Origin of the sequence: Streptomyces sp. NPDC056231, from assembly GCF_048270745.1 — a bacterium.
Classification (GTDB): domain Bacteria; phylum Actinomycetota; class Actinomycetes; order Streptomycetales; family Streptomycetaceae; genus Streptomyces.
This window is the reverse complement of record NZ_JBLVKW010000045.1, coordinates 35,321-55,157: the sequence shown is the minus strand read 5'-3', so window position 1 is coordinate 55,157 and position 19,837 is coordinate 35,321. Positions and strand designations below refer to the sequence as shown.

15 protein-coding genes and 2 pseudogenes are annotated in these 19,837 nt (G+C 71.0%); 10 read left to right on the top strand and 7 right to left on the bottom strand.

What is annotated here, in order from left to right; genetic code table 11:
• Nucleotides 1-21 precede the first annotated feature (21 nt).
• The 3 genes from ACNPQM_RS28520 (at nucleotide 22) to ACNPQM_RS28510 (ending at nucleotide 3,106) form a co-directional block, all read left to right on the top strand.
• Nucleotides 22-1,194 (top strand): sensor histidine kinase, encoded by a 1,173-nt coding sequence (locus ACNPQM_RS28520; RefSeq protein ID WP_358856147.1) that lies wholly within the window; start codon nucleotides 22-24, stop codon nucleotides 1,192-1,194.
• A 4-nt stretch (nucleotides 1,195-1,198) separates the two neighbouring features.
• Entirely contained in the window at nucleotides 1,199-1,849 is a 651-nt protein-coding gene (locus tag ACNPQM_RS28515) for a response regulator transcription factor (protein WP_358856148.1), read from the top strand.
• Between the two features lie 99 nt (nucleotides 1,850-1,948).
• Nucleotides 1,949-3,106, top strand: coding sequence for an ROK family transcriptional regulator (locus ACNPQM_RS28510; protein ID WP_418086211.1), 1,158 nt, complete (start codon nucleotides 1,949-1,951; stop codon nucleotides 3,104-3,106).
• 48 nt (nucleotides 3,107-3,154) lie between these two features.
• Here ACNPQM_RS28510 and ACNPQM_RS28505 read toward each other — a convergent pair whose 3' ends face one another.
• A complete protein-coding gene (locus tag ACNPQM_RS28505) occupies nucleotides 3,155-3,919 on the bottom strand; it encodes a GntR family transcriptional regulator (protein WP_358856150.1) in 765 nt (254 codons plus the stop codon).
• Between the two features lie 250 nt (nucleotides 3,920-4,169).
• On the bottom strand, nucleotides 4,170-5,054 hold the full coding sequence (locus ACNPQM_RS28500) for an RNA polymerase sigma-70 factor (RefSeq protein WP_358856151.1): 885 nt from the start codon (nucleotides 5,052-5,054) through the stop codon (nucleotides 4,170-4,172).
• Between the two features lie 167 nt (nucleotides 5,055-5,221).
• Here ACNPQM_RS28500 and ACNPQM_RS28495 point away from each other — a divergent pair, with 167 nt between their 5' ends.
• Nucleotides 5,222-6,052 (top strand): alpha/beta fold hydrolase, encoded by an 831-nt coding sequence (locus ACNPQM_RS28495; protein ID WP_358856152.1) that lies wholly within the window; start codon nucleotides 5,222-5,224, stop codon nucleotides 6,050-6,052.
• Between the two features lie 75 nt (nucleotides 6,053-6,127).
• On the opposite strand, the pseudogene ACNPQM_RS28490 reads toward ACNPQM_RS28495, so the two are convergent.
• Nucleotides 6,128-6,973, bottom strand: a pseudogene (locus tag ACNPQM_RS28490) (DMT family transporter); the annotation flags it as partial.
• A gap of 47 nt (nucleotides 6,974-7,020) precedes the next feature.
• Between ACNPQM_RS28490 and ACNPQM_RS28485 the strand changes: the two are divergent.
• From ACNPQM_RS28485 to ACNPQM_RS28475, 3 genes and pseudogenes are all read left to right on the top strand, one after another.
• Nucleotides 7,021-8,514, top strand: a complete 1,494-nt coding sequence (locus ACNPQM_RS28485) for a PLP-dependent aminotransferase family protein (protein ID WP_418086210.1) — start codon at nucleotides 7,021-7,023, stop codon at nucleotides 8,512-8,514.
• An 88-nt stretch (nucleotides 8,515-8,602) separates the two neighbouring features.
• Nucleotides 8,603-8,731: pseudogene (locus tag ACNPQM_RS28480) on the top strand (twin-arginine translocation signal domain-containing protein); the annotation flags it as partial.
• Between the two features lie 234 nt (nucleotides 8,732-8,965).
• Nucleotides 8,966-10,396 (top strand): GNAT family N-acetyltransferase, encoded by a 1,431-nt coding sequence (locus ACNPQM_RS28475; protein ID WP_418086225.1) that lies wholly within the window; start codon nucleotides 8,966-8,968, stop codon nucleotides 10,394-10,396.
• Here the strand turns inward: ACNPQM_RS28475 and ACNPQM_RS28470 are convergent.
• Nucleotides 10,332-11,543: a trans-sulfuration enzyme family protein gene (locus ACNPQM_RS28470; RefSeq protein WP_358856155.1), complete on the bottom strand. Its 1,212-nt coding sequence runs from the start codon at nucleotides 11,541-11,543 to the stop codon at nucleotides 10,332-10,334. The two genes, ACNPQM_RS28475 and ACNPQM_RS28470, sit on opposite strands and share 65 nt — an antisense overlap.
• A gap of 59 nt (nucleotides 11,544-11,602) precedes the next feature.
• Between ACNPQM_RS28470 and ACNPQM_RS28465 the strand changes: the two genes are divergently transcribed.
• Together ACNPQM_RS28465 and ACNPQM_RS28460 are read left to right on the top strand one after the other, a co-directional pair.
• Complete coding sequence (locus tag ACNPQM_RS28465) at nucleotides 11,603-12,109, top strand: Lrp/AsnC family transcriptional regulator (protein ID WP_418086209.1); 507 nt, start codon at nucleotides 11,603-11,605, stop codon at nucleotides 12,107-12,109.
• Nucleotides 12,110-12,229: 120 nt separating this feature from the next.
• A complete protein-coding gene (locus ACNPQM_RS28460; protein ID WP_358856157.1) occupies nucleotides 12,230-13,915 on the top strand; it encodes a DUF885 domain-containing protein in 1,686 nt (561 codons plus the stop codon).
• A gap of 451 nt (nucleotides 13,916-14,366) precedes the next feature.
• On the opposite strand, the gene ACNPQM_RS28455 is transcribed toward ACNPQM_RS28460, so the two are convergent.
• Nucleotides 14,367-14,855, bottom strand: a complete 489-nt coding sequence (locus ACNPQM_RS28455) for a rhodanese-like domain-containing protein (protein ID WP_418086208.1) — start codon at nucleotides 14,853-14,855, stop codon at nucleotides 14,367-14,369.
• A gap of 94 nt (nucleotides 14,856-14,949) precedes the next feature.
• On the opposite strand from ACNPQM_RS28455, the gene ACNPQM_RS28450 reads away from it, so the two are divergent.
• The gene (locus ACNPQM_RS28450; protein ID WP_358856159.1) at nucleotides 14,950-15,396 is read left to right on the top strand and encodes an Lrp/AsnC family transcriptional regulator; all 447 of its coding nucleotides are present in this window, start codon (nucleotides 14,950-14,952) and stop codon (nucleotides 15,394-15,396) included.
• On the opposite strand, the gene ACNPQM_RS28445 is transcribed toward ACNPQM_RS28450, so the two are convergent.
• Nucleotides 15,386-18,472 carry an AAA family ATPase gene (locus tag ACNPQM_RS28445; RefSeq protein WP_418086207.1) on the bottom strand — a complete coding sequence of 1,029 codons (3,087 nt, stop codon included), beginning with the start codon at nucleotides 18,470-18,472 and terminating at the stop codon, nucleotides 15,386-15,388. The two genes, ACNPQM_RS28450 and ACNPQM_RS28445, sit on opposite strands and share 11 nt — an antisense overlap.
• Nucleotides 18,469-19,635: an exonuclease SbcCD subunit D gene (locus tag ACNPQM_RS28440; protein ID WP_418086206.1), complete on the bottom strand. Its 1,167-nt coding sequence runs from the start codon at nucleotides 19,633-19,635 to the stop codon at nucleotides 18,469-18,471. The genes ACNPQM_RS28445 and ACNPQM_RS28440 overlap by 4 nt, the downstream gene beginning before the upstream one ends.
• Nucleotides 19,636-19,837 lie beyond the last annotated feature (202 nt).

The window sequence follows — 19,837 nt, the reverse complement described above, 5'->3', positions numbered from 1 at the left end:
GACGGCTGGCACGATGGCGGCATGCGTCGCCTTCTCCGTCCACTGACCGAGCCGTTCACCTACACCCGCTGGCTGCACATGCTCATTCCGTGCGCGGTCGGCAGCGTGTGGCTGTTCATCTCCATGGACACCCCATGGGCCCTCCTGATCTTTGCCGTGCCTGTGGGCCTGGTCCCCGGAATGCGGCTCGCCGAGGGGGTTCAGGCCCAGCTGTTGCTGATGCCGTCGGAGCGCGGCAGGCCCGATGCAGCGATCTCCGCGGCTCCGGCGGAGACCTGGGCGGACCGCTGGCGGACCGTGGTCTGGCTGGAGGTGCGGCTGCTGCTCTCGGTGGTGGCGGGGTTCGCGACGGTGTGGTTGTCCGCCACGGCGGTTGACCTCGTCCTCACCGCGTCGGGTTTGGGCCCGAGCGACGACTGGCTGATCCGCGGCGTGGAGCCGCACTGGTGGTACGCGCTGCTTGCGCCCGTGCCTCTTCTCCTTCTGCTCGCAGTTGTCGTGATATGCGGTGAGGTGATCACGGCGGCTGCGCGGCGGCTGCTCGGTCCGTCACCGGTGGAGCGGTTGACCGCGCTGGAGGAGCGCACCGAGCAGTTGCTGGAGCGCAATCGCATTGCGCGCGAGCTGCACGACTCGATCGGGCACGCCCTGACCGTGGCGGTCGTCCAGGCGGGTGCGGCGCGGGCGGCGAACGATCCGGCGTTCACCGAACGGGCACTGGCCGCGATCGAGGAGACGGGCCGGGCAGCACTCGACGATCTGGAGCGGGTGCTCCGGGTCCTGCGGGAATCGGAGGCACCGGTGGGACAGCGACCGACACTTGCCGAAGCGGACCGGCTGCTGGACTCGGCGCGCGGTTCGGGGGCGAAGGTCGACGCCGAAGTCTCCGGTCCGGTGGAACTGGTGCCGGGACCAGTGTCCCGCGAGGGGTACCGGATCCTGCAGGAGTCCCTCACCAATGTGCTGCGTCACTCCGGGTCCGTCCCCGTGCGGGTGAAGATCACGGTCGCGGACGGCTGGCTGGAGCTTGAGGTGACCAATCCGCTCACCGGGTCGACAGGTACTCCGGGCGGCGGCAGCGGACTGCGGGGCATACGTGAGCGGGCCGCGCTCCTGGGCGGAAAGGCCAAGACCGGTCCGTACGACGGCGAGTGGAGGGTGCACGCGAGCCTCCCGCTGGACGGCCTACGCTGACCGGATGCCGGTTACCGTTCTTCTGGTCGACGACGAACCCCTCGTGCGCGCGGGACTGCGTGCGGTGCTCGAGGCCCAGCCCGATATCGAGGTGGTGGGCGAGGCCGCCGACGGTGCCGCAGTGATCCCGCTGCTGCGCCGACTGCGCCCCGATGTCGTGGCGATGGACGTGCGCATGCCCTTGATGGACGGCATCGAGGCAACCCGGGTGGTGCTGCGCACGGTGCCGGATCCGCCGAAAATCCTGGTGGTGACGACGTTCGAGAACGACGAGTACGTGTACGAGGCGCTGCGCGCCGGGGCGGACGGTTTTCTGCTCAAGCGGGCCCGGCCCTCGGAAATCGTGCACGCGGTGCGTCTGGTCGCCGAGGGCGAGTCGCTGCTCTTCCCGGCCGCGGTCCGGCAGCTCGCCGCCGAGTACGGGACGAGCAAGGCCAAGGCGGCCATGGAGCGCGCGGCGCTCACCGAGCGGGAAGGGGCGGTGCTCCGTTTGATGGCCCGGGGACTGTCCAATGCGGAGATCGCCGCCAAGCTGGTGGTCGGCGTCGAGACGGTGAAGACCCACGTCAGCGCCGTACTGGCCAAGTTGGGGGCCAGGGATCGGACGCAGGCGGTGATCGCCGCGTACGAGTCAGGTTTCGTGGCTCCGCGCTGATACCGACGGCGCCGGGATCCCTGTTCCGGGTCACGGTCGCTCCGCTTCCGGGCAACGAGTACGATCCGCTGACATGCTCGCGAGCTGGGAGGACACACCGTGGGCCGGTTGACCGGTGGGGACCCGTCGCTGTTGCGACGGATCAATTCCGCGGTGGTACTTCATGCCCTCAGGGGGGCCCACTCCCCCACGCTCACAGACCTGACTCGTATCACGGGTCTGTCCCGGCCAACCGTCGAGGGAGTCGTCGAGGGCCTCATCGAGGCCGGTCTGGTCGTCGAATCGGCGCCCGACGAGGGTGAGGCCCGACGCCAGGGCAGGCCGGCCCGCAGGTTCCGGTTCCGCGCCGAGGCGGGACATCTGCTCGGCATCGAGATCGGCCCGCACCGCGTCTCCGCACTTCTGTCGGGGCTGGACGGCAGGATCATCGGCGCCGGTTCGCGCGAGGTGTCCGAGACGGCTTCCGCGGACGACCGGCTCGACCGGGTAAGGGCCGTCGTCGCCGATCTGCTGCGGCGCTCCGGGGTGGCCCGGAGCAGTCTGCGTGCGGTCGGGGTGGGCAGTCCGGGGATCGTGGAGGCCGACGGGACCGTACGCCTGGGCACCGCGCTGCCGGACTGGACCGGTCTCGCGCTCGGTGAGCGGCTGCGGCGCTCCTTCCGCTGTCCGGTGCTCGTGGAGAACGACGCCAACGCCGCGGCGGTGGCCGAGCACTGGAAGGGCGCCGCGACCGAGTCGGACGACATCGTGTTCGTCCTGGCGGGGCTGAGCCCGGGGGCCGGTTCGCTGATCGGCGGACGGCTACATCGTGGTTACGGCGGTGCAGCGGGCGAGATCGGCGCACTCCATCTGCTCGGCCGCGAGGTCACACCGGAAAAGCTGCTGTCGACGACGGACACGCCGCTGGATCCGCTGGACGAGCAGGCGGTCGCCGCGGTGTTCGCGGAGGCCCGGCACGGCGATGTGCGGGCTCAGGCTGCGGTGGAGCGGTTCATCCAGCGGCTGGTGCACGATGTGGCGGCGCTGGTGCTGGCGCTCGACCCGGAGCTGGTGGTCATCGGTGGCTGGGCCGCCGGACTCGACGGAGTGCTGGATCCGCTCCGCGGTGAGCTGGCCCGGTACTGTCTCCGGCCACCGCGGGTCGCGCTGTCGCTGCTGGGCGAGGCAGCCGTGGCCACGGGCGCCCTGCGGCTGGCGCTCGACCATGTCGAGGAGCAGCTCTTCGCCGTGGAGAGATCGGTGACGGCCCGCCGCTGAGCGCGACGGGCCGTTCGTTGCGTTCGAAGCCGGCGGGACCGGCCGGGCTCACGACGCGTGGCGCTCCTGGCCGGGGTGGCTGATCTCCAGGTCGCCGGAGTCACCGAAGGTGAGCCGGCACGTGTCGGCCCGGTAGGTGGCGACGGAGACCGCAGCCGTGCCGCCCGCCGCGAGGTAACGGGTGGTGACGACGAGGACGGGTGCGCCGGGGAGCCGGTCGAGCTCCTTGGCGTCGTCCGCTCGCGCGGAGCCGAGCTCCACCGAGCGGTCCTGACCGTCGAGGCCGAGACGGTGCAGTTCCCGCACGACGCTGCGGGCGCGGGCGGCACCCGACGGGGTCTCGATCGCGGACAGTTCGGGGACGGACGCCGACGGCACGTACAGCAACTCCGCAGCGACCGGCTGCCCCTGAGTGACCCGGATCCGGCGAACGATGTGCACCGGCTCGTCGTTCTCCACGTCAAGCATGGCGAGGACCGGGGCGGGCGCTGTCGCGCTCGTGCAGCCAATGGGCTGCCAGGCCTCGTCGGCGCCACCCGTCCAGTCGTGCTGCGCGGTCGAGACGGCGACGCCCACGCGCGGCGGGGCGACAGTGGTCCCCACGCCGCGGCGGCGCTGCAGCCTGCCTTCGAGTTCGAGCTGCTCCAGAGCCTGTCGGAGCGTTGCCCGGGCGACGCCGAACCTGGCTGCGAGCTCGCGCTCGTTGGGCAGGATCTCTCCCACCGCAAAGTCCGAGTCGAGTGCCTCACTGAGAACGGTCTTGAGGTGCCAGTACTTCGGCTCCTGCACCGATTCCAGCTGCGTGGTCCCCACCCTGTCCTCCGCAATCACCCAGCGTCTTTTTTCCGCGACGTTATTTATTAAAGGTTCCTGTCTTAACGTTGAGACCATAGGCTGGCACACCCCCTTGGTCAAGACCAATCCTTGGCCCGTCACGCTGCGAATCGGGGCCTGTCGCAGAGCGTTCACAGGACGTTCGTGGTGCCGTGCGCTGCGCGCAGCACAAAGCCCCACGTCCGGAGTGTCCGTGGGGCTTCGGCCAGGCAGGTGTCGGGACGGGCGGCTACTCGACGGCCAGGTTGGCAAGCTTGTCAGGGTTACGGACGATATATACGCACTGGATGACACCGTCCCTTACGTCGATCTGGAAGACGCAATCGGGCTTTCCACCGGACAGCACCACCAGGGCAGGGCCGCCGTTGAGCTCCGCGAACCGGATCTCGAAGCCGGCAAGCTGATCCTTCGTGACGGCCAAGAGGAAGCGACCGACCTTGTCCTGGCTCTCGATGATCCGCAGGGGCGCCTTGGACTTTCCGCCGCTGTCGCCGACCAGACGCACATCGGGGGCGAGGAGTATCAGCAGCTCCTCGATGTCGCCGCCCGCCGCCGCGGCGAGAAACCGTTCAGTGAGGTCACGCCGCTGGGCCGGGTCGACGTCGTAGCGCGGCTTGCGATCCTCCACGTGCCGCCGCGCGCGCCCGGCGAGCTGGCGCACCGCGGCCTCGGTCCTGTCGAGTGTCGCGGCGATCTCTCCGTACGGGAAGCCGAAGGCCTCGCGCAGGACGAAGACGGCGCGCTCCAGCGGGGAGAGCGATTCGAGGACGACCAGCACGGCGACGGACACGGAGTCTGCGAGGACGGCCCGCTCCGCGGTGTCGGGCACGGCAGGACCGAAGTCGGTGACCAGCGGTTCGGGCAGCCATGGTCCGATGTAGGCCTCGCGCCGGGTCTGCAGCTGTCGCAGCCGGTCGATGGCGAGGCGGGTGGTGGTCCGCACGAGAAACGCACGCGGCTCCCGTACGTCATCGCGCGGCGCGGCCGACCAGCGCAGCCACGCCTCCTGCACCACGTCCTCGGCGTCGGCGATCCGGCCGAGCATGCGGTAGGCGACCCCGGTCAGTACGGGGCGGTGTTCTTCGAAGACGTCGGTAACGGTGTCGGCTGTCACCGTCCCATCCCAGCCGACGCACCGGGCTGTGTCCAGCACGAATCGTCCGGCCCCCTTGAACTGCTGCCTACTGAGCGGTAATTGTTATTTACGAGACGTCTAAGTCCCTTCGTGCAGAGCCATTTCAGGCAAGCCGCATTCGTGCCGGACACCCCGGGAGCAACTGCATGGCCACCTCGGTCTCGTTCACCGTCGACTCACCCGGAGGACAGCGGACCGTCTCCGTGGCGTACGAGCGCACCGGTTCGGGGGATCCGCTGTTGCTGCTCCACGGCATCGGCCACCATCGTCAGGCCTGGGACCCGGTGCTGCCGGTGCTGGCACCGGAGCGGGATGTCATAGCCATCGATCTGCCCGGTTTCGGCGTCTCCGCGGCACTTCCGGACGGCGTTCCGTACGACCTGGCGAGCGTGGTCCCGGTGCTCGGCTCCTTCTGTGAGGCGCTCGGCCTGGACCGGCCTCATGTCGCAGGGAATTCGCTCGGCGGCCTGCTGGCCCTGGAGCTGGGACGCGAGCAGCTCGTACGGTCGGTGACGGCGCTGTCGCCCGCCGGCTTCTGGACGGAGAGCGAGCGGCTCTACGCCTTCGGAACTCTGCGGGCGATGCGGCAGGGAGCGCTGGCTCTGCCGATGCCGTTGATCGAGCGGCTCTCGCGCAGCGCGGCCGGGCGTGCGGCGCTGACGAGCACCATCTACGCGAGGCCTGGGCGCCGTTCACCCGAGGCCGTCGTCTCGGAGACTGTCGCACTGCGCAAGGCGACCGGTTTCCACGAGACTCTCGCGGTCGGACGGAATGTCGCCTTCACCGACGATGTGCCGGGGCTGCCCGTGACCATCGCCTGGGGCAGCCGCGACCGGCTGCTGCTGCGCCGGCAGGGGGTCAGGGCCAAACACGCCATTCCCGGCGCCAGGCTGGTACGTCTGCCCGGCTGCGGTCATGTGCCGATGAACGACGATCCCGCGCTCGTGGCGCGCGTCATCCTCGACACCAGTCGCTGAACGGGTACCGGTCACCGAACCGGCGGAACCCTGCGGCCTGCCGCGCCGCAGGACACCTGAACCGAGCGCCACGCCGCACCCCACCAGCAGGCTTCCGGCTGCCTGCGCGATGCCGTACGAACCGGTGCCGACGAGCGGCGCGGTGAGTGCCGCTGAGACCGGGATCAGCCCGGAAAAGAGCGTGGCGCGTTCGGCGCCGATGCGCTGCATGCCCATGTACCAGCAGACGAACCCGACGACCGTGACCACGGCTGCCTGCCACAGGAGCGCCGCGGTCTCCACGGGTGTGGGCATCCGCAGGAATCCGCTGCCGTCGAGCAGGACACCGAGCAGTGCGGACTCGGCCGCAGCGATGGCGCAGACAACGGCCGACAGCAGTTTCGGCCCGAGCGAGCGCAGCACCGGTACGGCCAGGACGGCGAAGCCGACCTCGCCCGCGAGCGCGCCGACCGAGCAGAGGAAACCCGACATGTCGGTCCGGCCCCAGCCCTGGACGGTGAAGGCCCCGGCGGCGACCAGGGAGGCCGCGCACAGGACGGTGCGGGTCGGACGACGGCCGTCCAGCAGCGGTACGAGGACGGCGACAAGGATCGGGGCGCAGCCGACGAATACCCCTGGAACAGCGGGTTCCGCAGATCGTTCGGCGGCCAGGACCGCCACGTTGAAGCCCACCATACCGACGGCTGCGAGCATCGCGAGCCGGGTCCACCGGCGGCGGGTGAGTGTACGGAGGGGCGCGAGGCCGGGGCGTCCCCCGCTGTGGAGGAGCGGCAGGAGCAACAACGCGGCAAGGCCGTAGCGCAGTGCCTGGCCGCCCGCGTAGGGATAGTCGCCGAGAACGCTGTTGGCGGTGAAGGAGGCGCCCACGAGGACGCAGGCGAAAGCCGCGAGCAGCGCCCCGCGTACGGAAGTCACGTTCATGGAACCGACGCTAGGCAGCGGGGCGGTCCGGATTAAGGTCCACTTTCATGACGTCTTCGGGGACCAATCCGCCGTGGGGTGGCGCGCAGCGGAGCGCGTCCGTAACTGCTGCCTGGGAGTTACTGCTTCCGGCCGCGGCCGCCCCGGCCCGGGGACGCGGGCGTGCGCTGCAGGAGGCGCTGCGCGAGGCTATCCGCTCCGGGCGCCTGGTTCCGGGAACCCGGCTGCCGTCCAGCCGCGAACTGGCCGCGGATCTGCGGGTGTCCCGCGGTCTGGTCACCGAGGCGTACGAGCAGCTCACCGCGGAGGGCTACGTGCGCAGCGATCGGGGCGCGGGCACCTGGGTGAGCAGTGCTGTCCGCGGCGCCGTGCGGGCGGCGCACGATCTCGCTCCGCGCACCCCTGGTGCTTCGGTGGACTTCCGGCCCGGTACGCCGGATCTTTCGCTTTTTCCGCGCAGCGCATGGGCGACCGCCCATCGCGCGGCATTGGGCCGGCTGCCGCACAGCTCGCTCGGCTACCCCGATCCGCGCGGACTGCCCGAGCTGCGGGAGGCCTTGGCCGCGCTGCTGGCCAGACGACGCGGCGTGGTCGCTGATCCGGAGCGCCTGGTGGTGTGCTCCGGCGTTGCCCAGGCGACGACGCTGCTCGGGTTTGTTCTGCACGGGCGTGGCTTGCGGACCGTCGGCGTCGAGGATCCCGGAAGCCCGGAACATGCCTCACTGTTCGCTTCGGCGGGGCTGACGACCGTCCCGCTGCCGCTGGACGAGGAAGGTCTGGCACCCGCGCCGCTCACGCACTCCGGCGTGCGCGCCGTGGTAACCACGCCCGCGCACCAGTTCCCCACCGGAATCGCCTACTCCGCCACGCGTCGCCGCGCACTGCTCGACTGGGCGCGGACCACGGACGGGCTGATCGTCGAGGACGACTACGACGGTGACTTCCGCTACGACCGGGCGCCCGTCGGTGCGCTGCAGGGTCTGGACCCTGAGCATGTCGCGTACACCGGCTCGGTGAGCAAGTCGCTGGCACCCGGGCTGCGGCTGGGCTGGCTGCTCGCACCGGCGACGATGACGGACGACATCGTGGCCCGTAAACGCACGATGGATCTGGGCAATCCGGCCGTCGACCAGGCAGTGCTGGCCGACTTCGTCACCCGGGGCGGGTACGACCGGCAGCTGCGCCGCTGCCAGCGCGCCTACCGCCAGCGGCGCGACGCTCTGACCGCGGCGCTGGCGGAACACTTCCCCGGCACCGAGGTCAGCGGGATCGCCGCCGGTCTTCATATCATCGCCCGCCTGCCCGAACGGTACGGTCCCGAGCCGGTGTTCCTTCAGCGCGCCGCCGGTCGCGGCATCGCGCTGCGGCCGCTCAGTGACTGCGGCACCATGCGCCCTGCGGACCGTACGGTGAACCTGGTTCTCGGTTACGCGCATCTGGCGCCCCCGGACATCACGCGCGGCGTACGGCTGCTGGCGCAGGCCCAACGGGACACGCGCGGACAGGACATCGACGGGAGTCGGGGCCCGGTGTTCATCTGAGGTTGGTGTCCCGCCGCCGACGGGCACGAGGGTGGGGCCGGTCGACCGGCCACCCGTACCTCTGTCCCGCCGCCCCGGAGGCACCTCGATGTCGTACCGTCCGCGCATCCCTTCGCCCGACCGCCGCACCGTGCTGCGCGGTTCACTCGCCGCTTCGGCCGCGCTCGCCCTTCCCGTGGCGGGAGCGGCGGCCCCCGCCTTCGCTCTGTCCGGCCGGATGGCCGACGACATCGTGTCGTAACCCGCAGCGACGGGTCGCGCCCCGCCGTGACCCGTCCCGTTCCGCCTTCGAAGCGACCGGGCCCGCCGCAAACCCCGCAGCGACCGCAGTCATCCACGACAGCAACCAGTAAAACCGGGCGATAAAGGACCAGATCCACACTTAACCCATCAGTCACAAGGCGTTCGCGATCAGGCAACACCGCTCCGTCACAGTGAGCTCATGACTGATGTGACCTCCGCGAAGAGTGCCCGCCGGCCGCACCACTGGCGACGGGATCTGATCGAGCTGGCAGCCCTGTTCACCGCCGTCGCGGTAGCCGACGCGATCGCCAACCTGATCGGGCACCAGCCCGATGGACCGTTTCTGCTGATCGCCTCGGCCCTGGCCCTCGTGGCGACGGCCGCGTTCCACACCTGGTGGGCACGGCGTCACAGTCACGCCCCGCCGCCGACCACCGTCGACTCCAGCGTGGGCCTGTCCCACCACACGGTCACCGACAACGCGGCGGCCACCGCTGTCGCCGCACTCGTGACCACGCCCGCCGCCGGCCCCGCCCCGTCCGGCGAGGAAGCGGTGCTGTGGCGGATGCGCACCACGGTCCGGGACACCCCCGGCAGCCTCGCCGCGCTCTGCATCGCGCTGGCTCGGCACCGGATCGACATCCTCACTCTGCAGACACATCCGCTGACACAGGGCACGGTCGACGAGTTCCTGCTGCGCGCCCCCGCCTCGCTCCAGGTCCGGCAGCTGAGCCGGGCGATCTCCGCCGCGGGCGGCGACTCCGCCTGGCTCGAACGGGCCGACGCGCACGACCTGGTGGACGCCCCGACCAGGATCCTGGAACTCGCCACCCGCACCGCCCTGGACGCCGCTGAACTCCCGCTCGCTCTGCGTCAGTTGCTCGGGCGCTGCACCATCCACTCGCTGCCCGCCGTCTCGCTCACCGGCCGTGCGACCGGCGAGAGCGCGCCGGTCGAAGGGATGCTCGATGAGACAGTGATGCGACTGCGCGACCCGTCCGGCGGTGCGATCACCATCGAGCGGCCCTATCTGCCGTTCACCCCGACCGAGTTCGCCCGGGCCCGCGCCCTGGTCGAGCTCGACGCCCGACTCGGCCCCCGCGTCCCGCGCAGCGAGCACGTGCTCACGCTCCCCGAAGGCAACGAGATCACCGTCCGCCGCGCGGACGGGAGCGACCTGGCCGCCGCCCGCGCCATGCACAACCGCTGCTCCGAGCAGACGCTGCGGCTGCGCTACCACGGCCCCGTCCGCGACGCCGACCGCTACCTGGACCACCTGCTGAGCCCCAGGTTCGGCCGCACCCTGGCCGTCCAGACGGCCTCCGGCCGCCTGGTCGCCCTGGGACACCTCCTCTGGGACGGTGACGAGACCGAGGTGGCCCTCCTCGTCGAGGACGACTGGCAGCGCCGGGGCATCGGTTCGGAGCTCCTCGGCCGCCTGGTGACGCTCGCCGTCGAGGCGGGCTGCGACAGCGTCTACGCCGTCACCCAGGCGTCCAACACCGGCATGGTCGCCGCCATGCGAGCCCTCGAACTTCCCCTCGACTACCAGATCGAGGAGGGCACGCTGGTCATCACCGCCCGGCTGGACTCGACTCCGGTACGCTTCCTGCCGCCGTACGAGCAGGCGGGTCGCTGAGCGCCTGACAGAGGTCGGCCCACAGGTCCTCGACGTCCTCCAGGCCGACCGACATACGCAGCAGCCGGTCCCCGACCCCGGAAGCCTGCCGGTCTCCCTCATCCACAATGCGGTGGCTGATGGAGGCCGGGTGCTGGATCAGGGTGTCCACACTGCCGAGACTCACCGCGGGAGTGATGAGCCGTACAGCGGAGATCACCCGGTGCGGATCCCCGTACACCTCGAAGGAGACCATCGCCCCGCCCACCGATGGGTAGTGGACCCTGGCGATGCGCGGGTCGGCGGCCAGCCGACGGGACAGTTCGGCGGCGCTCGTGGAAGCGGCACGTACCCGCACCGGCAGAGTGGACAGACCTCGCAGCAGCAGATATCCGGCCATCGGATGCAGTACCCCGCCGGTGGCGAAGCGCACCTGTCGCAGCCGGGCCGCGAACTCCTCGTCGCAGGCGACGACGCCGCCCATCACATCGCCGTGCCCACCCAGGTACTTGGTGGCGCTGTGCAGAACGATCCGTGCGCCGTGCTCGACGGGCCGCTGGAGGACCGGGGTGGCAAAGGTGTTGTCGACGAGCAGCGGAACCGACCCGCAGGAGTGCGCGATTGCCCGGATGTCGACCTCGGCGAGCGTGGGGTTGGCCGGTGTCTCGACCACGACCAGGCCGGTGTCCGGACGGATCGCCTCCGCGATGCCCGCCGGATCGGTCCAGGTGACTTCGGTGCCCAGCAGCCCGGCACCGAGAAGATGGTCACTGCAGCCGTACAGCGGGCGGACGGCGATCACATGGCGGAGCCCCATGCTCGCGCGGGCCAGCAGAACCGCGGTGAGCGCCGCCATTCCGCTGGCGAACGACACAGCGCTCTCGGTCCCTTCGAGCCGGGCCAGAGCCGTTTCGAACCGAGCCGTGGTCGGGTTGTCGAGCCGTGCGTAGACGGGCGGCCCGTCGAGCTGGGCGCCGGTGGTGGCGAAGGTGTCGATCCGTTCCGCCTCTCCCCTGGAGTCGTACGAGGGGTAGGTGGTGGACAGATCGATCGGCGGGGCGTGCAGGCCGAGTGCAGCGAGGTCGTCGCGTCCGGCGTGCACGGCTTCGGTGGCCAGCGCCCTGGACCGGGGTGTCGTCGAGGGCTGCATCGAGGCTTCGGTGTCCATGACACCACTCTGAACAGGTGCCGGGCTGTGGGGCTGAAGGACCGTGCTACGTTCGGCGAATGACCGATTCTGTCGTTCTGGACCCGGTGGACCTGCACATTCTGCGGCTGCTGCAGAACGATGCCCGGACCACGTACCGCGAGCTCGCCGCCGAGGTCGGGGTCGCACCGTCCACCTGTCTGGACCGGGTGGCCCGGCTGCGCCGCTCAGGCGTGATTCTCGGCCACCGGCTGCGTCTCGACCCGGGCAGGATCGGCCGTGGTCTGGAGGCGCTGCTCTCGGTGCAGGTCCGTCCGCACCGCAGGGAGCTCATCGGCCCGTTCGTCGAGCGGATCAGGGCGTTGCCGGAGTCCCGTGCGCTTTTCCATCTGACCGGCCCCGACGACTATCTGGTCCACGTGGCCGTTGCCGACACCGCGGATCTGCAGCGGCTGGTGCTCGACGAGTTCACCTCACGGCGTGAAGTGGCCCGGGTGGAGACGCGGCTGATATTCCAGCAGTGGGAGTGCGGCCCGCTGCTGCCACCGGCCGCCACGGCGCCCGGAAGGACCGCAGAATCCGAATGACCGGTTCCGGCCACCGCGGTCGGTGATCCGCGTCCACCACGCGAACCGGAATGAACTGTGTCAGGTCCCTGAGACCTATTGATAGTGACGCGGACCCCCTGACCGTACGAAGATGTCCGCATGTCAGACACTTCGAACAGCGCACTGCCCCGCCAGGTCGCCGACGCCTACGTCGACGCATTCATCGAACTCGACCCGATCTCAGGCACCTACCTCGGTGTGGCGGAAAGCTCCCGCCGTCTTCCCGACTTCTCCCCCGCCGGGCAGGAAGCCCTTGCCGAACTCGCCCGCGCCACCCTGGTGAAGCTCGACGCCGCCGAGCAGCTCCCGGGCGCGGACAGCGACGCGGAGCGCCGCTGCGGCCGCCTGCTGCGCGAGCGGCTGACCGCGGAGATCGCTGTCCACGAGGCCGATGAGAGCCTGCGGGCCGTCTCCAACCTGCACTCACCGGCGCACAGCGTCCGCGAGGTGCTGACAGTGACGCCGACCGAGACCGATGACGACTGGGCGGCGGTCGTGGAGCGGCTGCTCGCGGTTCCCGGAGCTCTGGAGGGGTACCGCGCCTCGCTCGCGCTCGGCCTGGAACGGAAGCTGTACGGCGGTCCGCGCGCCACCGCCACCTTCATCGGCCAGCTGACCGAGTGGGTCGGGCAGGACGGAACAGGGTTCTACCAGGGCTTCGTCGCCGCGGGCCCGGACTCGCTGCGCGCGGATCTGGACGACGCCGCCCGGCAGGCCACGGAGGCCACGGAGGCGCTGCGTGACTGGATGCGCGATGTGTACGCCCCCGCGGTCGAGGGTGCGCCCGACACTGTGGGCCGCGAGCGGTACGCCCGCTGGTCGCGTTACTTCAACGGTACCGATCTGGATCTCGACGAGGCGTACGCGTACGGCTGGTCCGAGTATCACCGGCTGCTCGGCGAGATGAAGACCGAGGCCGAAAAGGTGCTGCCCGGGGCCGGTCCCTGGGAGGCGCTGGCCCATCTCGATGTGCATGGCAAGCACATCGAGGGTGTCGACGAGGTTCAGGCCTGGCTGCAGGGCCTGATGGACGAGGCGATCGAAGCTCTCGACGGTACACACTTCGAACTCGCCGAGCGGGTACGGAAGGTGGAGTCCCGGATCGCACCGCCCGGCGGCGCCGCGGCCCCGTACTACACGGGTCCGTCCGAGGACTTCTCGCGCCCCGGCCGCACCTGGCTGCCCACCATGGGCGAGACCCGCTTCCCGGTGTACGACCTGGTCTCCACCTGGTACCACGAGGGTGTCCCGGGCCACCACCTGCAGATCGCCCAGTGGGCCCATGTCGCCGACAGTCTCTCCCGCTACCAGGCGTCGATCGGCATAGTCAGCGCCAACGCCGAGGGCTGGGCGCTGTACGCAGAGCGGCTCATGGACGAGCTCGGCTTCCTGCCCGACGCGGAGCGCCGCCTCGGCTACCTGGACGCGCAGATGATGCGTGCCTGCCGGGTGATCGTGGACATCGGCATGCACGCGGAGATGGAGATCCCCGCGGACTCCCCCTTCCACCCCGGTGAGCGGTGGACACCCGAGTTGGCGCAGGAGTTCTTCGGAAACCACAGCGGCCGGCCGGCGGACTTCGTGGAGAGCGAGCTGACCCGCTACCTGTCCATGCCGGGGCAGGCCATCGGTTACAAGCTGGGTGAGCGTGCCTGGCTGCTGGGCCGGGAGAACGCGCGCAAGGCCCGCGGTGACGCGTTCGATGCGAAGGCCTGGCACATGGCTGCCCTGTCGCAGGGGCCGCTGGGTCTGGACGATCTGGTCGACGAGCTGTCGAAGCTCTGACCCGGACGGTTGTCGGCGGGAAGGCGGTCGGGCCCGGTTCGGTACGGTGGGCCCGGCTGCCTCCCCCCGTCCAGGTCGGCGGCCTGCCCCTGGGAGCCCGCGTCCAGCGTCTGTTCACCGCCCTGATCGGGGCCGGTTCCGGTAGCAGCGTCTGAAGCCGCGCTCGACGTCGATGACCCGCCCGGTGATCGGTCCTCCTGTGGTGACCACCGGGCATGCCAGGGCGTGTTTCGAAAGTAGCGTCGTCCGCCCGCAGGGCGGGCCGGGCGGCGTCCGGGGCGTGCGATCGCACGGTGGAGGGTCGCCCCGATACCGGTCGTATCGGGGCGAGCCCGACAACGCTGCGAGCGTGCGGGCCAGACGTCGCCCGGCAGACGGGACTTTCGAAATACGCCCTGGGGCGTGTTTCCGACGCTCCTCGCGAGCATGAACGGCCGGCGACGCCGGCCGTTCAGCAGCCGCAGTCGTCGGAGTCGACCGGCGCGGTGAGCGCGTCCGCGGGGCGCCGCTCGCGTCCCTCCCAAGTCTCGAACTCAAAGCCCTCGCGCGCCCAGTACTCGAAACCGCCGAGCATCTCCTTGACCTGGTAGCCGAGTTCGGCGAGTGCCAGCGCGGCGCGGGTGGCGCCGTTGCAGCCGGGGCCCCAGCAGTACGTGACCACGGGGACGGCCGGGTCGAGAAGATCCCGGGCCTGCTCGGCGATGAGCGCGGTGGGCAGGTGAACCGCACCGGGGATGTGCCCCTGGTCCCAGGAGGCGGTGGACCGGGAGTCGAGGACGACGAATCCGGGGTCACCGCCGGCCGCGAGAGCGCCGGCGACATCGGAGACATCGGCGTGGAAGGCGAGCGAGGCGCCGAAGTGCGCGGCGGCCGCGGCCGGTGTGGCCGGCGGAACGCGGAGGACCGGGTTGGCTGCGGAGGCGGTGAGCGGTGAAGTCATGACCAAAAATCTACGATCAGTGGTCCTTTGCCGGAAGACGAGATCCCCGCCACAACTCTTGATCTGCCGGGGAATCCACTGTTGTCTCTGAGGTATGACCGACTATTCCCCGGACGCCACCGACTGGCGCATCCTCGATGTCCTGCAGCGCGAGGGACGGGCGACCTTCGCCGAACTGGCCCGCGCCGTCGCGATGTCCCCGAGCGCGGTGACGGAGCGGGTGCGCCGCCTCGAGGAAGCGGGAATCATCAGTGGTTACGCCGCCGTGGTGGACCCGGAGGCGCTCGGACTGCCGATTCTCGCCCTCGTACGGCTGCGCTATCCGAACGGCAACTACAAGCCGTTCCACGATCTTCTCGACGCGACGCCCGAGATCGTGGAAGCCCACCATGTCACCGGCGACGACTGCTTCGTGCTGAAGGTCACGACTCGCTCGATGAGCCACCTGGAGGAGGTCGCGGGGAAGATCGGCACGCTCGGTTCCGTCACCACCAGCGTCGTCTACTCCTCGCCCCTCCCACGGCGGCCGATCAGCCGCTGACCCCGCCGGCCCCGCGGTGGAACACCGCCGACCCGTGCCGCTCCTTGACCACTTCGAGCTGAGCGGGGATACGGCGGCGCAGATCGCCGACGTGGCTGACGATACCGACGCTGCGGTCCCGCTCACGCAGCGAGTCCAGTACGTCGAGGACCTCGTCCAGGGTCTGGTCGTCGAGGCTGCCGAACCCCTCGTCGATGAAGAGTGTGTCCAGCCGGACCCCTCCCGCCTCGTCGGTGACGACGTCGGCGAGACCGAGCGCCAGGGCCAGGGAGGCGAAGAACGTCTCGCCGCCCGAGAGCGTCGCCGTGTCGCGCTCACGGCCGGTCCAGGCGTCGACGACATGCAGCCCGAGGCCGGACCGGCGGCCTCCGGTACGGGCGTCGGAGTGGACGAGCGTGTAGCGGCCCGACGACATCCGCTGCAGCCTTGCGGTGGCGGCGGCGGCGACCTGTTCGAGCCGGGCGGCAAGAACGTACGACTCCAGCCGCATCTTCCGTTCGTTGTCCGCGGAAGTGCCTGCGGTGAGCCCGGCCAGCCGGGCAACCCGGTCGTACTCGTCGCGCAGCGGTCCGAGCGTGCGCACGTCCTCCGCCGCCCGGCGGGACAGCCGGCCGAGTTCGGCGCAGCGCTCCCGGGCGGCGGCGAGCGTGGCGGCGGCGCTCCGCAGTCGTCCCTCGGCCACGTCGTACGCGGCCCGTGCGGCGTCGGGGTCGGCCTCCGGGTACTCGGCGGCGGCGCGGGTCTCGGGCTCGGCGAGCCGTTCGGCGACGGCTGCGGCCTCGGCCTGCCAGGCATCGATCCGGTGCTGGATGTCGCGGTGCTCGGCGTCCGTGAGCAGGGTGGCAGCGGCAGCCTCAGGGGTGTCGAACCCAGCCCGGAACGCGGCGTCGGCGAGCCGGCCGTCGGCCTCCTTGCTGCGCCGCGCCGCCAGCTCCTCGGCGCGCACCGCCTCGGCGGCGTCGGCGAGCAGAGCCACCCGGCGTTCCAGCAGGGCGGCGTGCGCGGCGACGCTGCCGGATTCACCGCGAGCTGCCGTCAACTCGGCTTCCAGGCCCGCCTGTTCCCGATCGAGCCCTTCCCGCCGCGAAATCCGGGCGGCCGAGCGGCGCTCGGCCTGCTGCCGCGCTTCGAGCCTCTCGCTCTGCTCCCGTTCGGCGACCGCGAGGGCCTCGCGCGCGGCGTGCATTCCGGCGGCGGTACGGTGCGCACGGGAATGATCGGCCGCCAACTCGGCTACCAGCTGCTCGAGTTCGACGACGGTTGGTTCAGTAGCATGGGGACCGCCATCGGCCGTCCCGGCAGCTTCGGGGTCAGTGGCATCATCGGCAGCGGTCCCCACCACGGGGAGCGCCGCGGCACGCGCCGCCGCGTGCTTCTCCCGTACGGCTCCGAGCTCCCGGTCCGCCTCCGTACGCGCCTGCTCGGCCCGCCGGTACACGGCGAGAGCCGTCTCCTCGGCTGCCCGGTCGACATGCCCGTCCGCCGCACGCGCGGGATCCGGGTGGTCGCCCGACCCGCAGACCTTGCATGCCTCGCCGTCGACGAGTTCCGCCGCGAGTTCGGCGGCGATGTCGCGCAGCCGCTGTTCGCGCAGCCCAAGCCACCTCTCGTGTGCGCCCAGGGCGCGCTCGCGGGCCGCGGCCAGCCGGTCGGCCGCATCCGTCGCCTCGGCCGCGAGCGCGTCGCGGCGACGGGCCGCGTCCAGGCGGCGGCGGGCCGGCTCGAGCCGTCCCGCAAGGTGTTCGGCGCGGGTCGCGGACTCCTGTGCCGTCTCGATGCGTTCCTGCAGTTCGCGGCGGGTGGACTCCCAGCCCGCCAGCCAGCCTTCCGCTTCCTGGACCAGCTCGTCGTCGGCGCGGGCCTGGCGTTCCAGTTCGGCCCGCTCGGTGTCGATCTCCGCGTTGCGCCGCTCGGCTCGACGCGCGGCGTCGAGACCGCCGAGCTCCTGCCGGAGCCTGCGTTCCAGGGTTGCCAACTGCTCGGCACCCGCGTCGACAAGGGTGTCGGGCAACTGGGCGCGGGCGCGGTCACGGGCCTCTCCGGCAGCCCGGTAGGCACGCTCGGCGTCGTCGCGCAACTCCAGTGCGGGGGCGACGAGTTCTGCCTTGCGCGCCCGTTCGAGCCGCTCGCGCTGCCGGTCGCGCTCGGGGCGGCGGGCTTCGAGCTCACAGGCGCGGCGACGCGTCTCCTCGTACCGCTGCTGGAGTCTGGCGAGTTCGCGTGCGGTGTCGAGTTCGCGGCGGGCGAGGGCCTGCCCGCTCTCGGCGGCGGAGAGTACGGACTCGGCGATGTCGAGCCGTTCCCGGGCGTTGCTGCGGGCCGCCGCAGCCCACTCCAGTACGCCGTCCGTGAGTCCCGGATCGCCGGGCCGGGCGTCCGGCAGGGGCAGTTCACCGCCAGCCGGTCCGGCAGCCTGGGCGATTCGCTGGGCGATCCCGAGGATCTGCTCGTCCCCGGCCTTGACCTGCGTCTCGGTGGTGCGGCGCAGTTCGGTGAGCCGTTCCTCGACGGCCGCGAATCGGCGGGTGTCGAAGAGCCTGCCGAGCAGTTTGCCGCGGGCTTCGGCGTCGGCGCGCAGGAAGCGTGCGAAGTCGCCCTGCGGCAGCAGCACCACCTGGCAGAACTGGTCCCGGCTCATCCCGACGAGCTGGGTGATCTCCTCGCCGATCTCCTGGTGGGAGCGGCTGAGCGCCCGCCAGCCGTGCTCGGGGTCGTACTCGCGCAGCCAGGTCTGCGCCTTCTCCGTGGTGAAGCCCTCGCCCTTCTTCTTGGGGCGGGGCTGGGCAGGGCGCCGGGTGATCTCCAGATGCCGTCCGCCGACGGTCAGTTCCAGCCGGACCTCGGTGGGGAGGCCGGCCGGGGCGTGATCGCTGCGCAGTGAGGTGCCGGGGCTCTGGCGGGCTCCGGGCACCGCGCCGTACAGCCCGTAGCAGACGGCGTCGAGGACGGAGGTCTTCCCCGCCCCGGTGGGTCCGTGCAGCAGAAAGAGCCCGGCGGCGGAGAGCGCGTCGAAGTCGACTTCCTGGGTGGCGCCGAACGGGCCGAAGGCGGTGAGGGTGAGCCGGTGGAGTCTCAACGGTTCACCTCGCGCACGCCGTCGTCCACCCGCACGTGGTCGAAGGCGCCGCGGAGCACTGTGCGCTCCTGGTCGTCCGCCCCGTTCCCGCCCCGGACATGCGCCACGAAGTCCTCCGCGATCTGCTGGTCGTCGCGCCCTCTGAGGCGCTGTGCGTACGAGGCGAGCGGGTCCTCGGGGGCCCGCTCGGGTTCGAAGACGAGGCTCAGGGTGTGCGGAAACCTGTCCAGGAGGCGGGCCATCGGTTCGTCCGGACGGACCGGGTCGGTGAGGGTCGCCTCCACCCATGCCTCCTCGTGCCGGGCCAGCGCGGGGTCGTCGAGCAAGGTGTCGAGGCGGCCGCGGAGCCGGGCGAGCGGGCGGGGCACCGGGCAGTCGATCCGCTCGGCGGTGATCGTTCCGGTGGCTCCGAGGTCGATCAGCCACATCGTCTTGCGGTGGGCGACCTCGGAGAAGGAGAACGCGAGGGGTGAGCCGGAGTAGCGCACCCGGTCGGTGACGGCCTGGGAGCCGTGCAGATGGCCGAGCGCCGTGTAGTCGACGCCGTCGAAGACTCCGGCGGGTACAGAGGCCACACCGCCGATGGTGATGTCACGCTCGCTGTCACTGGGTTCGCCGCCCGCGACGAAGGCGTGGGCGAGGACCACGGAGCGGGTGGATTCCGGCCGGGTGGCGAGGTCGGCACGGACCCGGTCCATGGCGGCGGTCAGCACCGCTTCGTGTCCGGCCCGCTCCGCCTTGAACACGTCCTTGACGAGGGCCGGTTCGAGGTAGGGCAGCCCATAGAACGCCACATCGCCGTGCTCGTCGTGCAGGACGACGGGGGTGGCGCACTCCGCCGGGTCGGTGCGCAGATGGATACCGGCCCGTCCGATCAGTCCCGCACCGACGCCGAGCCTGCGGGCCGAGTCGTGGTTGCCGGAGATCATCACCGTGGGTACGCCCGCGGCGGCGAGCCGGTGCAGGGCCCGGTCGAAGAGCTCGACGGCGGAGAGCGGGGGCACGGCTCTGTCGTACACATCACCCGCGACGACGACGGCATCGACCTCGTACTCATGGACGGCCGCCACCAGATGATCGAGATAGGCGGCCTGTGCCTCCAGCAGCGAGACGCGGTGGAACGACCGCCCCAGGTGCCAGTCCGATGTGTGCAGAATCCTCAAGACCTGGCTCCGACCTGCATGTTTCTCTTCCTTCGCACCCAGCGTCCGCGCCGGCCGTGCCCGGGAGCCGCGCCGGACCGGCGCAGGAGCACACGGCCGGCACCGACCACGCTAACGCCGTCGCTGCGCCCCTGATCCCTCACGAACCTGCTTCCTCACAGCTCACAGTCTCCCATCGCTACGAACAGCCTCCGACGTGTTC